Origin of the sequence: Roseimaritima sediminicola (assembly GCF_009618275.1) — a bacterium.
Lineage (GTDB): Bacteria > Planctomycetota > Planctomycetia > Pirellulales > Pirellulaceae > Roseimaritima > Roseimaritima sediminicola.
Window position 1 is genome coordinate 1 of record NZ_WIAD01000023.1, and the last position, 14,353, is coordinate 14,353.

Sequence of the window (14,353 nt, forward strand, 5' to 3'; positions counted from 1 at the left end):
TAGTCGGGTAACGTTGGGGATCAGCGGGCGGCGGCAGTTGACAATGATCTCACCAAGAAACGCAACTCCGCCGCTCCGTTGCATCCCATGGTTCTGCCTTTCTCGATAGTGATGTTCAAATCCTGGCCACCGCATCAGTAAGCCAGTCAGTGTACCACTCCAGAAAACTTACCCGATGGCCGCCATTGGAGTTAGCAGGAACCAGCCCCCCATGATCCACGCGGAGGTCTTCCCAGACATTGCCAACCTCAGGCCCGGACACGATCAGCCAGTTTCGATACGCGCATCCCTGATGACAAATAGGGATTGCACCGTCCACGTTCTCCGAATTCCAGTAAACCTCGTCGAATGCCTCGAGCTCGGCCTCGTACGCGTCTTCGTCGTCCTGTTCTTCGGGATACGCTGGAAGATCGTTCCAAGCTTCGGTGTGTGGAAATGGTTTTGCGAGTACGCCTATGAGGCCGTCGTCCTCTTTCCAACGTTTGTGGCTGAAATTGTTGTCCATCTCACCAAGTTTGAACACGCCGTAAAATGGTCCGGCGCCACCGTTGCCAAGTTCCGTTACGAAACGCCGATAGTCTTCGGGCAACTTTATGCCGTGTTCTGCCTCGAATTGCGAAACGACAGATTCGTCTACGGGGGCGTGCAACTCGAATCCGTGCGAATCAGAGCCGAACACCTGCAACTGTGCAGTGCGGCAACGTTCGAGGCCTTCACGGATTAATTCGATGTCCATTTTCAGTGGCAGAACGGCGGACATCACGGGGCACGGAGAGTGAACTATCGATTGCGAAAAAAGCCGCAAGCCGTGCTCACGTGCATGTCATGGTTCCCCGCTCGCCATATCGGGGCATTGATCAAGCGACGCATTGTCATAGCGGGAGGGCGTTACCACGTAGACAAGCGACGCGACGGTACAAAGTAGTGCCGCTACAGTCAGCCCCCAAGACATAATCACATGCAACGCCATGTTGTAGTGTATCGTGACCGAGCCATCCGGAGCAACAAAGGACTCATTCGCGATCATCGGCTCGATTAGCAGTCCCGAACCGGAAAGCATGGCGAGCCAAGCGGAACATGCGTAGAGAATGGAAGTTACAGAACGATACCTGCGGAGTGCGACTGTTGCCGCCACACAAAGCGAGACGAACGCGGCGAGTATGAACCAGTATTGTGATGATGCGTTCATGCGCCATTGAATAGAACGTTCGCGAAACACGGTTGGCTGTAGACGGCGGTCTCGCGCATTTTAGTCGGGGAACGTTTCAAATCACGTGGCACGGGCCCAGGGCGAGCAAGCAGACCGACAAACGAACCACCCGTGCTCACGTGCATTTGTTGGTTACTGCCTCACGGACGCTACAGCCCGAGACAGTGCGAGATAAGCATTGTAACGCTCCCATCGCAGACGTGGCAAGCAAGAACAGGGGGCCGACGGTCAGTGGACGGAGCGTACCGACAGCGACCAAGCCGAAGGATAAAACGCAGAGGACACAGAGCACGCAGAGAACGGTCTGTGCTTGAAAACTCTGCGTCCCTCTGCGACTCTGCGTTTTGCAACGACCGCGCATCCCGTTCAGGACGAAGCCACGGAGGAATCGACGAAAACCTCAAGATGGCGGGACGATCAGCTGCAGCCAGCACGGATGAGGCATCGAGGGCCGATCCGACACAAGGCATTCGGCCACCCAACGCGGGAGCAGGGCGGCTGCGGGCCCCATTCGCAAGATGTGACGGCGCCCAACGCAAGACGTCAGCAGAACACGCGGAAACTACCCACGACCGACCGGCGCAAGGATCGGACCGCAAAACGCTAGCGACGGTAACGCTGGCGATCACCGGGTCGCGGAGATTTATTTTCCACTTGCAAACGCCCAGCTACCGCGACTCCGGTGCATCGCATTGTTATCACGATATATCGGCGGAGACGCTACCATCAGCATCAAGTCTGCCGACTGCGTATCTTACCGCATGGGCGACCGAGTAACAATTGTCCGCGCACATTTTCGAGCATTGAATTGACCGCGCAACAACGAGCATCCGAATGTCCGAGCAAATTGACCGTGATAACGTTAAGGGTCTGCCACAGGCTACCGGCAGCGCCCCTTCGACTTCAAAGTTGAGGTTGTAATAGCCATGAAACTATCGACTCACGGCGGGTAGCCTGTTGGTAGCATCCGCTTGTTATCTTTTCAAATTCTTGGATGAGAAAGAGATTCGTGTGAAGAGATCATAAGAAAAATGCAAGCATGCAGACAATTGACGCGGTGATCGCTGTGTAGAATAAACCCACTATCGTGAAATACCCTAACCGCTTATGAGTAATGGAAAACGGACCTGGTAACGTTTTGCGCACTTCCCACCTTTTGCTTGAGGTGAAAACAGTTACCCCCCAAACGATATACGTTAAAACAGCTCCAATAATATGAGCAACTAATATCGATTTAAAGAAGACAGCCCCAGTATGTTCACTATTTGACACAAGGCTTCCTGAACCACCCGAAACCCGAATTTGCACCTCAAGAATCACAACTCCTGCAACACAAGACCAAAATAAGATCTTTTGAATAAAAATGTGTTTTTCATGATCTCCTTTCCTGACTAAGGACACCGCATATAAGCTAATAAATGGAGCTAGAATCGATAGAGTCAGCATTCCGATTACAATGATTAGTGTGACATTCATGATTTGCTGGTGAAAGGATTTCCTCGTCTCTCAATCTGCGGTGATCACTTCATGATGGCTCGGTGAACGAGGCAAAACGATGAAATCAACAACAAGAAGAATAGCGATAGAGCGATAGCTCATATTTAGAGATAACAATGAATTATTAGCGAGTCAGTGGGGCATTATAGGGAGTTTCACCCGGCTAAGCCACGCAATATCTCGATTAGCTCACCCGGGTGGTGGAATTTTGTTGACCATCTACCGCGTGGGGCGTAGGATGGGCGCCTTTGAGCCGCTCGTCACGGGCGAATTGCTATCACTGCTTAGCGGTGAGAGGCTGCGGCATCGATTTACGGACGAGAGGCAACTCAAATGCAGGGGCTCTTGTTATGTGTCTCGATCGGTTTGAAGTGGTCTGCAGGCAGGCCTTTACGGGCAATGAACGGACCTGGTTTCCTCGCTCGCTTTTCGGCTACGCCAAACACCTCGGTCGCGGGCGGGTCGATACGACGACCGCGGTGCCGGTCACGCGCGACTCGGTTATCGCTTACCTCCGCTTCCTTCGCGACGCCGGTGCTCCGGCTTGGAAACGGCTGCAGGTCGTCCGGGCCATTGACGCCTATCAAAACCTCGTCCTCCGGCTCGCCCCGGCCGCCGATCTGTTCGACATCAAAAAGAAGCTGAGCGAGCTGGCCGCTGCCCAGCGGCAGGCTTCGGAAGGGTCGGGAAATTCGCCCGTCGCTGGCGAAGGCAACGATGGGCACATCGATCCAGACGAGCCCGCCCCCATCCGCGAGATGCGTCGCGTGTTGCGACGCCTGCACCACCCGATCGCTACGGAAAACGCTTATACCCAGTGGGTCAAACGTTTCATGCGTCATGTCGATGACGAGAACCTGGAGGATTACGGCGAAAAGGAAATCGGCGAGTTTCTGACGGATATTGCGCTGACGCAGGTGGTCGCCAGCACGCAAAATCAAGCCCTGAACGCCCTGCTGTTCTTCTATCGAAAGGTCCTCGGTCGCGAGCTTGCCGGCGTCCAGCGACTGCGGGCTCGCACCGGCGATTACCGTCCCGTCGTGCTTACCAAGAACGAAGTCGCCAATCTGCTCGGCTTTTTCAACGGCACCAAGCGAGCCATGTTTCTGCTGATGTACGGTAGTGGCTTACGGCCCAAGGAATGTCGCTGCTTGCGCATTAAAGATCTCTGCTTCGACCGCCGTGTGATTGACGTTCGTCGCGGCAAGGGAGACAAAGATCGCGTGACTGTTATGCCCGAAGGAGCCGACATCCGTACCGTCCAGGAATTACTCGGACACAAGGATGTTCGCACCACGATGATCTACACCCACGTGATGAATCGCCCTGGACTGGCTGTGAAGAGTCCGCTGGATTCCTTGGGCGTTGAGTGAACGTTTGGAGAAACCGGGGCTATCGCCCAATCGGCTCAGTTGATGGAAGACGCTGGGTGGGCCGCCGCTTTTCTGGGCTTTTTTTGTTTTTGGGGTTGAGCTTTACTTGCGCCGCACCGGCTGGCTAGACTTGCCGCCCGAGCCCCTCGCTTCCCCGCCTGGGCCTAACGGATGGACCCGAAGAACCGCCAATGGATTGGTCAGTGTTATGTATCGATGGTTGCTTTGCTTTCGCTACCTGCGGACACGCTATATCGCGTTGGCTTCGGTAATCAGCGTCACTCTGGGCGTCGGCACGTTGATCGTCGTCAACGCCGTGATGTCGGGATTCTCGGCCGAGATGCACGACAAAATGCAGTCGCTGGCCTCCGATATCGTGATCGAATCTCATGCCAGCAACGGCCTGCCTAACCCCCAGGCTCATCTGGAAGAAATCCAGCGGCTGCTGGGCGACCAATTGGCCGGCTACAGCTTCAGCGTGCACACGCCGGCGATGCTGGCCGTGGAGCACAACGGCCAGGTGATCCGCCACCAGGTGAACCTCACCGGCCTGGACACCAACACCTACGCCTCGGTGACCGACTTCGGCAAGTACCTGCTGCATCCGGAAAATCGCCAAAGGGTGCAGTTCCGGCTTCGCGACGACGGCTATCCGGATCGCGACCGTCAATACAAATGGGGCGCCGAATACCGCGAGTGGCGGTTGGCCATCGAGAAGGCGCGCAGTGAAGAACGCGAGCGACTGGCCGCTGCCGAACAAGCGGCCGCCGCGAACACCGACGAAGCGGCAGCCGGTCCCGGCGCCGCAGCAGCCGGCCCCAGCTTTGGACAGATGTTTCCCACCGACGTCGATCAGGTCAGTACGGTCGAGGATGCGGTGGGCGAAGAGACAACCGAATTTCCGGGTTTGGTCCTGGGCGTCGCCACGTGCAGCTTCCGAACGCGCGACGCCGATGGCGAAGTGCTGGATTTCTTCTACTGCCGCCCAGGCGATGACGTGCGGCTGATGTTCGCCAATGCCTCGGACAAACCCAAAGCGATCAATCAAAAATTTACCGTCGTCGACCTGTTCGAATCGGGAATGAGCGAATACGACGGAAGCTTCGCCTTTTGCGACATTCGCCAGCTGCAAGAGCTGCGCGGGATGGTCGACCCGGAATCGCAGGCCCGCAGCGTGACCACGATCCAGTTGCGGCTGGCCGAAGGGGCGAACCTGAGCGCGGCCCGCGACGTGATCCGCGCTCGCTTTCCGCCCGAACGCTTCGCCTACAACATCCAGACCTGGCGGGACATGCAGGGACCGCTGCTGGCGGCCGTGGCCATGGAGACGACGATCCTGAACATCCTGCTGTTCCTGATCATCGCCGTCGCCGGTTTTGGAATCCTCGCGACGTTCTTCATGATCGTCGTCGAAAAGACCCGCGACATCGGCACGCTGAAAGCCCTGGGCGCCTCGAGCGGCGGTGTGATGAGCATCTTTCTGTCCTATGGTTTGACCCTGGGCATCGTCGGTGCCGGCGTGGGACTGGTGGGCGGGCTGTTGTTCGTCGCCTATATCAATCCGATCGCCGCGGTGATCGAGCGGATCACCGGCCAAGAAGTCTTCGATCCGACGATCTACTATTTCAACGAGATTCCCACCATCGTCGAACCCTTCACCGTGACCTGGGTGATGATCGGCGCGGTGATGATCGCCGTGATGGCCAGCGTTTTGCCGGCCCTGCGTGCGGCGCGGATGCACCCCGTTCAATCGCTGCGTTACGAGTAATCTCGCTGCCACATCAAGCACCTCGGCATCACCAGAAAAACCCTCTCCGGGCCTGAGAGCCCGACTCTCCCAGGAGGAGAGTGTTGTCCAAGCCTGCACCGCGCCCCTTCCTTTGCCTCCATCCCTATTCCTTCGTATCCTTCCGGCCGACCCATGAATCATCCTCTCCTGCTGCAAGCTCGCGGCTTGGTCAAGAGCTATCGCAAAAACCGCCTGGAAGTGCCCGTATTGCGGGGCGTCGACCTGGACGTGCCCGAAGGCAAGGTGACGGCCATGATCGGCCGCAGCGGCAGCGGCAAGAGCAGTTTGATGCACCTGCTGGCAACGCTGGACCGTCCCGACGAAGGGGCGGTCTATTACCGCGGCCAGCGCATCGACGACGCCCCGCGTCGCTTCCGCGACGGTTTCCGCAACAACGACATCGGCATCATTTTCCAGTTCTATCATCTGCTGCCCGAGCTGACGGCCTTGGAAAACGTGTTGGCGCCGGCGATGATCGGCCGCAGTGCCTGGCACTACCTGCGCACGCGTCGGGAAACGCGGCAACGCGCCGAGGCACTGCTCGATCGCGTCGGCCTTTCCCATCGTCGCGATCATAAACCCACGGAGATGAGCGGCGGCGAGATGCAGCGGGCGGCGATCGCACGGGCGTTGATGTCCGAACCCTCGGCGCTATTAGCCGACGAACCGACCGGTAACCTGGATACCGAAACCGGACAGGAGATCCTGGAACTGCTGCGGGGATTGAATCAGAACGAGGGCCTGACGATCGTGATGGTCACCCACGACGACGCGATCGCCCGCGATGCCGACTACACGGTGCGGCTGGAAAACGGACGCGTTGCCGATGCAAAATTGGCGGCGGTGGCCTAATCAACAAAACGCCGGCGATGCTTTACAATGGCCGCCCGTTTTGCCTGCCTGCTCGCCCCTCCCCATTTCGAAGAGATTCCCGCACCCATGTCGTTAAAGGTCTATATCAGTGGTCGTCTGGTCGACAAAGAAGACGCCAAGATCAGCGTCTTTGACCACGGATTGTTGTATGGCGACGGAGTCTTCGAGGGGTTGCGAAGCTACAACGGCCGCGTCTTCGAATTGGACGAGCATCTGGACCGATTGTGGGAATCGGCCCGGGCCATTCATTTGCAGATTCCGGGCACCAAAGCCGAGATGGCCGCTGCGGTTGAGGAAACCCTGCAAGCCAACCAGCTCCGCGATGCCTACATCCGGCTTGTCATCACTCGCGGCCGCGGCACCCTGGGCTTGGATCCCAACCGCTGCAGCGATCCGCAGGTGATCATCATCACCGACAAGATCGCGTTGTATCCGCCGGAAAACTACGAACAGGGCTTGGAACTGGTGACCGCCGCGACGATCCGCAACCACCCGGCGGCGCTCAGCCCGCGGATCAAGAGCCTAAATTACCTGAACAACATCATGGCCAAGATCGAAGGCCTGCGGGCGGGCTGTGTCGAAGCGTTGATGCTGAACCACAAGGGCGAAGTAGCCGAATGCACCGGCGACAATATTTTCGTCGTTCGCCGGGGCACGCTGATGACGCCCCCGATCGACGCCGGCATCCTGGAAGGCATTACCCGGAACGTCGTGCTGCGACTGGCCCGTGAAGCCCAGATCCCGGTCGCCGAAGTACCGTTCACACGTCATGACATCTTCGTGGCGGAAGAATGTTTCCTGACCGGGAGTGCCGCCGAAGTGATTCCCGTGGTTAAACTGGACGGACGCCCCATCGGCGAGGGGGTTCCGGGGCCGATTACCGGTCGTTTGATTCAGGCGTTTCGCCGGTGCGTGCAGGGCGATTGATCGGCGGCCGCGGCCCGGTGAAGGAGAAGACGTTTTGCCATCGCCATCGCCGCGCACAAGGCCTGAGTTGTAATTGACTTTCCATAATTTAATATGGGGCGGGTGTGGCCGTGGCGTCCCGTGGAGTGAAGGCAGTAACACAGGCTGGAAGCCTATGCCGCTGTTCACAGGCTGGAAGCCTATGCCACTGTTCACAGGCTGGAAGCCCGGCGCCACGACTGTTATTTTCCAATCCTTTGCGACCGCGACCTTTTTTCGACGAGACGAAACCTTTGTCCACCTCTACCCCCCAGTCCTCGGTTGATGCGGTCGCTCAGTTGCAAGAGCGGATCGCGAACAAAACGGCTACCATCGGCGTGATCGGCCTCGGCTATGTCGGCCTGCCCTTGATCGACGCGTTCACCAAAGCCGGGTTCGCCTGCCTGGGTTTCGACGTGGATCCGGCCAAGGTCGAAGCGTTGAGCGCCGGCAAGAGCTACATCAAGCACATCGACGACGCGACGATCTCTGAGTGGCTCTCAGCCGAAAAATTCGAAGCGACCGTCGAGATGTCTCGATTGGCCGAACCCGATGTGTTGCTGATCTGCGTGCCGACGCCCCTGACCGACGCTCGCGACCCGGACCTGAAATACGTGGTTGGAACGTGTGAAGCGATCGCTCGTACGCTGCGCAGCGGACAATTGGTGGTTCTGGAAAGCACGACCTATCCGACGACCACTCGGGACGTGATGGTGCCGATTCTGGAATCCGGCGGATACAAGGCCGGCGAGGATTTCTTCGTCGCCTACAGCCCCGAACGCGAAGACCCGGGCAACCCGAATTTCTCCGCCGCTCAGATCCCCAAAGTCGTCGGCGGCTTGGACCCGAACAGCCGAGACTTGGCCGAGGCCCTTTACGGTTCGGCCGTCGCGGGAACCGTGACGGTCAGCAGTTGTGAGGTCGCCGAGGCGGCCAAGGTTCTGGAAAACATCTACCGAGCCGTGAACATCGCTTTGGTCAACGAACTGAAAGTCTTGTTCGATACCATTGGGATCGACGTTTGGGAAGTGATCAACGCGGCCAAGACCAAGCCCTTCGGTTTCCAGGCGTTCTATCCGGGGCCGGGACTGGGCGGACACTGTATTCCGATCGATCCGTTCTATCTGTCGTGGTTGGCTCGCAAACACGGCCAGACGACGCGCTTCATCGAACTGGCCGGCGAAGTCAACACGTCGATGCCACGCTACGTCATCACTCGTGTTGCCGAGTTCCTGAATGAAGTCGGCAAGCCGATCAAGGGCAGCAAGATCTGCCTGCTGGGTATGGCTTACAAAAAGGACGTGGACGATCCTCGCGAAAGCCCTTCCTTTGTGTTGATGGAACAGTTGCTCGATCGCGGCGCGGACCTGACCTACAGCGACCCGCACGTGCCGGCGCTACCGAAAATGCGGCATCACGACCTGCCGGTGATGGAGAGTCAGGAGTTGACGCCGGAGTTTTTGAAGTCGCAGGATTGCATTCTGATCGCGACCGATCACACGGCCTTCGACTATGAGACGATCGTCCAGCACGCTCCCTTGGTAGTCGATACTCGCAATGCCACGTTGGCCGTGGCCACCGGACGAACGAATATCCGCAAGGCCTAGCGGATGAAGCCGCGTTGGCGGAGCAGGTCGATGACGGCGTCGGCACAGGCTTCGGCGGAATCGTTCGTGGCGTCCAGCACTAGGTCCGGGGCGTCGGGCGTTTCGTAGGGAGCCGTCACGCCGGGGAAATTCTGCAGCTTGCCCGCGTCGGCCTCGGCGTACTGGCCCTTGGTGTCACGCTGTCGGCAGACTTCGACGTCGGCGTTGACGTGCACGACCAGAAATCGATCCTGCCCCACCACGGACGCCGCCTTTTGGCGAACCGATTCGTTGGGCGCGACGAAGGCGGCAATGCAAATCATTCCGGCGTCGTTCAGTGTATGCGCCAGATGCGCCGAACGACGGAGGTTCTCGCTGCGATCCTCGGCGGAGAAGCCAAGGTCGCGGCTGAGGCCCTTTCGCACGCGTTCGCCATCGATCATTGCGACCGCCCGACCAGCATCGAACAGCTTTCGCTCGCAGGCCGTTCCGATCGCGGTTTTGCCGCTGCCGGTCAACCCGGTCAGCAATACGGTCACCGGCTTCTGACCAAACCGTGCAGCCCGCTCTTCGGCACCCACGGACGTCGCCTCGCCGGCGGACGGTTCGCCGGAGCGATCCGCTTCGTCATCCCAGATCGCTCGGCGTTTGGTATCGGTATCGCCATCGAGGATCATGCCGGCACCGACGGTGGCGTTCGTGATCCGGTCGATGATGATGAAGGCGCCGCTGTTGCGATTGCGGCGATAGGCGTCGAAATGGATGGGATTGTTCAGCGAAACCCGAGCGCGACCGATCTCGTTTAGTTCCAATTGCGGCGTCGGGCTGCGATGCAGCGTGTTGACGTCGATCTTGTAGTTCAACGTCTCGATGCTGCCCGGCACGGTTTGCGTGGTGTGTTTAAACAGGTACGTCTTGCCGGGCAACATCGCATCCTGGTTCATCCACACGATCATGGCATTCACGGTGTCGCTGCTGCGCGGCACGTTGCCGCTGCGCACGATCATGTCACCGCGACTGGCATCGATCTCATCTTCCAAGGTCAGCGTCACCGACAGCGGCGCGAAGGCTTCCTCGACCGGTCCTTCGAAGGTCTCGATCGATTTGACCTTCGACTGCTGACGACTGGGCAACACGGTCACTTCTTCGCCGGGCCGGATGATGCCCGAGGCGATCGTGCCGCAGAAGCCGCGGAAGTCCAGGTTGGGTCGATTCACGTACTGGACCGGAAGCCGAAAATCGCGCAGGTTGCGGTCCGAGCCGATGTAGACCGTTTCCAGGAAGTTCATCAGCGTGCTGCCGTTGTACCACGGCGTGTTCTGGCTGGGTTCGACAACGTTGTCGCCATCGAGAGCGCTGATCGGAATGAAGTGCAGGTCCGGCAGGTCCAAGCGCGTGGCGAAGGAGCGGTAGTCCTGGCAGATTTCTTCGAAGCGTTCCTCGCTGAAATCGACCAGGTCCATCTTATTGACCGCCACGATCACATGGCGGATGCCCAGCAGCGAAACGATAAAGCTGTGGCGACGGGTCTGGGTCAGGACACCGTGCCGGGCGTCGATCAGGATCACCGCCAGGTCGGCCGTACTGGCCCCGGTGGCCATGTTGCGGGTGTATTGTTCGTGGCCCGGCGTGTCGGCAATGATAAATTTTCGCTTGGCCGTGCTGAAGTAGCGGTAGGCGACATCGATCGTGATGCCCTGCTCACGCTCCTCTTTCAGGCCGTCGGTGGCCAGGGCCGGATCGAATTTGCCGCCGGCCGAACCCTGCGTGACCGAGTCGTTTTCGATCTTCGAGAGTTCATCCTCGTACAGCATCTTGGAATCGAACAGCAAGCGCCCGATCAGCGTGCTCTTGCCGTCGTCGACGCTGCCGCAGGTGATGAACCGCAGCAGTTGCTTGTGCTCGTGCTGTTTGAGGTAGGCATCGATATCGGTGGCGATCAGTTCGGATTGGTGCGACATGATAGGTGAAAAAGCGTGATGGACGGTAGCGAATGGTGGGGGGACGCAGGGCGGCACGGCGACGGCCGTGGCAGGGCGGAGCGGGGCAGGGCGGGCTAGAAATACCCCCGCTCTTTCTTCTTTTGCATGCCTGCGCCGCCTTCGTCCTGGTCGATAACGCGTCCCTGTCGTTCACTGGTACGGGTCAGCAACATTTCCTGAATGATTTCCGGCAACGTCGTGGCGTCGGATTCGACCGCGCCGGTCAGCGGATAACAGCCCAGGGTGCGGAAGCGGACGCGCCGCATCTGCGGCTCCTCGCCCGGTTCCAGCGGAATCCGCTCGTCGTCGCGCATGATCAGGGTGCCGTTGCGTTCGATTACGGGACGTTCGGCCGAGAAATACAGCGGCACGATCGGGATGTTTTCCAGATGGATGTACTGCCAGACGTCCAGCTCCGTCCAGTTGCTCATCGGGAACACGCGGATCGATTCGCCTTTATTGACCCGAGCGTTGTACAGGTTCCACAGCTCGGGACGCTGGTTCTTGGGGTCCCAGCGATGGTTCTTGTCACGGAAGCTGAACACCCGTTCCTTGGCGCGGCTCTTTTCTTCGTCGCGGCGAGCGCCGCCGAAAGCGGCGTCAAAACCGTGCTTGTCGAGCGCCTGCTTCAGCGAATCGGTTTTCATCAACTCCGTATGCCGCTCGCTGTCCTCCCAGGGTTTGATGTCGTGGCTGCGGCCCTCTTCGTTGATGTGGACAATCAGATCCAACCCCAGCTCCTTGCGAGCATAATTCTCGCGAAACTCGATCATTTCGCGGAATTTCCAGGTCGTGTCCACGTGCATCAGTGGAAATGGCGGCTTGGCCGGAGCGAACGCTTTGCGGGCCAGATGAACCAGGACCGCCGAATCTTTCCCGATCGAATACAACATGACCGGCTTTTGAAACTCCGCGACGACCTCGCGGATGATGTGGATGCTCTCGGCTTCGAGCTGTTTCAGGTGGGTAAGGTTGTAGTCGGACATAGGTTTCGGCGCTATCGGGTGTCTCGGCACTATCGGCCAATCGATCGTTCTGAACAGGTTTTCTCGGCCCGGTGAGTATAGGCCAAGGACGCTTCGGCGGGCAGGCAGGTCATCCGCTAACGCGTGTCATCGGCGACAGCGCGTTATTCGCTGCAACACGTTTTATCGGCAACAACGCTTCATTCGCGATAGCGAGGGTTATCGCGATGGGTGATCTGCAGGACCACACCTTCATTCTCGCCGTCGCCCAGCGGATAACTGGCGACTTTCCGCATCAGCAGACCGTTCATTACGCCGTGATGCCGGGCTTCGCCGCGTTCCTCCACCCATTTGGGCCCCTTGATAACCAGCAAGCGGCCGATCGACGCCCAGTGCGGCTCGACCCAAGTGCACAGTTTGCGAATTGAACCCACGGCCCGCACCAGGATCGTTTCAAAGCGAAAATCTTCCAATAGGTCCTCTCCGCGAGCGGCGTAGACCGGAACCGGCAGATTCAGTTCCTCGACAAACGTATTCAGCACGGCCGCCCGCTTGCCGACGCTCTCGGCCAGAGCCACCTGGACGTCGGGCCGCACAATGGCCAGCGGAATCCCCGGGACACCGCCGCCGGAGCCCAGGTCCAGGACGTCCTCGCCGGCCGCGAGCAACGGGGCCACCTGCAGCACGTCTCGCAGGTCGCGCGTGACGAACGTTTCCCAGTCGGTGTGGCGAGTCAGGTTCAGGCGTTCGTTCCAGTCCCACAGCAGACGCACGTACTGTTCGATCTGTTCGATCTGCGGCTCGGGCAACTCGTAACCGGCCCGCTCGAGCGCGGCCAGGAAATCAGCATCCATCGGCAAAGGAAAACTCCAAGATAGAAATAAATAGATCCGTTCGGCGTTGGGCTTGCGGCACCGTTGGACCGCCCCCGGCGTTCCGGACGTCATGCCCCCTTGGACGTCCTGTTCGCAGCAAGCAAACTGACGGAATGAGCATTCTGACAATTGAATCGACTTGCGACGAGACGGCTGCCGCGGTAATCGCCCGCGACGGCCAGGTTTTGGGCTCCGCTCTGGCCACCCAGACCGAATTGCATGAGCAATACCGGGGCGTGGTGCCCGAGGTCGCCGCTCGGGCTCACGTCGAACGCATCCTACCGGTCATCGACCACGCCTTGACCGAGGCCCAGTGCGACCCCACCTCGCTCGATGCGGTGGCCGTAGCCCACACGCCGGGGCTGGCCGGATCGCTGCTGATCGGGCTGACCGCCGCCAAGACCCTGGCGGTCGCCTGGCAGAAGCCACTAATTACCGTCAACCACCTATACGCCCACATCTACGCCTGCCAGTTGGGGCGGACCGAATCGATCTATCCCTGCGTGGGGTTGATCGTCAGCGGTGGCCACACCAGTTTGTACGATTGCCTGGGACCGCTGGAGCTGCGTTACCTGGGCGGCACGATCGACGACGCGGCGGGCGAAGCCTTTGACAAGGTGGCTGCGATGCTGGGGCTGGAGTTTCCCGGCGGGCCGGCCGTTTCCCGGGCCGCCCTGGAGGGCAACCCCGAGGCCTACCGGTTTCCGCGTTCCCTATTGAACCAAGACAACTTTGACTTCAGCTTCAGCGGCCTGAAAACGGCCGTGCGATACGAATTGGTCGGACCGGGGGAAAAGGATTTCACCCAATTGGACCTGCCCGCGGAGCGGGTGGCTGATATCTGCGCGTCGTTCCAGCAAGCGGTGGTGGACGTCTTGGTCGAGAAGTCGCGACGAGCCGTGCGCCACAGTTCCGCCAACCGATTGTGCATCGGTGGCGGTGTCGCGGCCAACCGCGTCCTGCGAACCGCTTTTGAACAAGCCGCCGACGAGGACGCGTTTGAGTTGATCGTCGCGCCGCCCCATCTGTGTACCGACAACGCGGTGATGGGAGCGATCGCACTGGAAAAGCTGGCCCGCGACGATTTCGCGTCGCTGGACATCGACATCCAGCCCGGCCTGCAGCGCGGGCATTAGCCGCGCGTCCGGGTTGGACTTGACCGTAGCTGATCTCGGCAGAGATTGGATCGAGGGGTTGAAACGGTCCAAAGTCTGGCGACTTCAGCTACGGGAGCTGGAGTCTAGCCTTTAGGCGATTC

The 14,353-nt window shown here is 59.2% G+C and carries 12 protein-coding genes; 6 read left to right on the forward strand and 6 right to left on the reverse strand.

Translation table 11 applies throughout. From position 1 onward, the window contains the following. Window positions 1-115: 115 nt before the first annotated feature. The 3 genes from GE027_RS12405 to GE027_RS12415 all read right to left on the reverse strand — a co-directional run bounded on the left by GE027_RS12405 (window position 116) and on the right by GE027_RS12415 (window position 2,686). Entirely contained in the window at window positions 116-760 is a 645-nt protein-coding gene (locus GE027_RS12405; RefSeq protein WP_153557520.1) for an SMI1/KNR4 family protein, read from the reverse strand. A gap of 63 nt (window positions 761-823) precedes the next feature. Beyond that, window positions 824-1,219 (reverse strand): hypothetical protein, encoded by a 396-nt coding sequence (locus GE027_RS12410; protein ID WP_153557521.1) that lies wholly within the window; start codon window positions 1,217-1,219, stop codon window positions 824-826. A 1,011-nt stretch (window positions 1,220-2,230) separates the two neighbouring features. Then, window positions 2,231-2,686, reverse strand: coding sequence for a DUF420 domain-containing protein (locus GE027_RS12415; RefSeq protein WP_153557522.1), 456 nt, complete (start codon window positions 2,684-2,686; stop codon window positions 2,231-2,233). 371 nt (window positions 2,687-3,057) lie between these two features. Here GE027_RS12415 and GE027_RS23880 point away from each other — a divergent pair, with 371 nt between their 5' ends. From GE027_RS23880 to GE027_RS12440, 5 genes are all read left to right on the forward strand, one after another. Continuing rightward, window positions 3,058-4,080, forward strand: a complete 1,023-nt coding sequence (locus tag GE027_RS23880) for a phage integrase N-terminal SAM-like domain-containing protein (RefSeq protein WP_202617398.1) — start codon at window positions 3,058-3,060, stop codon at window positions 4,078-4,080. A gap of 208 nt (window positions 4,081-4,288) precedes the next feature. After that, window positions 4,289-5,848, forward strand: a complete 1,560-nt coding sequence (locus GE027_RS12425; RefSeq protein WP_153557523.1) for an ABC transporter permease — start codon at window positions 4,289-4,291, stop codon at window positions 5,846-5,848. Window positions 5,849-6,001: 153 nt separating this feature from the next. Further along, window positions 6,002-6,721 (forward strand): ABC transporter ATP-binding protein, encoded by a 720-nt coding sequence (locus GE027_RS12430; protein ID WP_153557524.1) that lies wholly within the window; start codon window positions 6,002-6,004, stop codon window positions 6,719-6,721. Between the two features lie 87 nt (window positions 6,722-6,808). Beyond that, window positions 6,809-7,669 (forward strand): branched-chain-amino-acid transaminase, encoded by an 861-nt coding sequence (ilvE, locus tag GE027_RS12435; RefSeq protein WP_153557579.1) that lies wholly within the window; start codon window positions 6,809-6,811, stop codon window positions 7,667-7,669. Between the two features lie 272 nt (window positions 7,670-7,941). Next, window positions 7,942-9,294: a nucleotide sugar dehydrogenase gene (locus GE027_RS12440; RefSeq protein ID WP_153557525.1), complete on the forward strand. Its 1,353-nt coding sequence runs from the start codon at window positions 7,942-7,944 to the stop codon at window positions 9,292-9,294. On the opposite strand, the gene cysN is transcribed toward GE027_RS12440, so the two are convergent. From cysN to rsmG, 3 genes are all read right to left on the reverse strand, one after another. Next, window positions 9,291-11,234, reverse strand: coding sequence for a sulfate adenylyltransferase subunit CysN (gene cysN / locus GE027_RS12445; RefSeq protein ID WP_153557526.1), 1,944 nt, complete (start codon window positions 11,232-11,234; stop codon window positions 9,291-9,293). The genes GE027_RS12440 and cysN overlap by 4 nt on opposite strands. Window positions 11,235-11,329: 95 nt before the next feature. Then, the gene (cysD, locus tag GE027_RS12450; protein ID WP_153557527.1) at window positions 11,330-12,241 is read right to left on the reverse strand and encodes a sulfate adenylyltransferase subunit CysD; all 912 of its coding nucleotides are present in this window, start codon (window positions 12,239-12,241) and stop codon (window positions 11,330-11,332) included. Window positions 12,242-12,420: 179 nt separating this feature from the next. Further along, a complete protein-coding gene (gene rsmG / locus GE027_RS12455) occupies window positions 12,421-13,074 on the reverse strand; it encodes a 16S rRNA (guanine(527)-N(7))-methyltransferase RsmG (RefSeq protein WP_153557528.1) in 654 nt (217 codons plus the stop codon). A gap of 134 nt (window positions 13,075-13,208) precedes the next feature. Between rsmG and tsaD the strand changes: the two genes are divergently transcribed. Next, window positions 13,209-14,231, forward strand: a complete 1,023-nt coding sequence (tsaD, locus tag GE027_RS12460) for a tRNA (adenosine(37)-N6)-threonylcarbamoyltransferase complex transferase subunit TsaD (protein WP_153557529.1) — start codon at window positions 13,209-13,211, stop codon at window positions 14,229-14,231. Window positions 14,232-14,353: the final 122 nt, after the last annotated feature.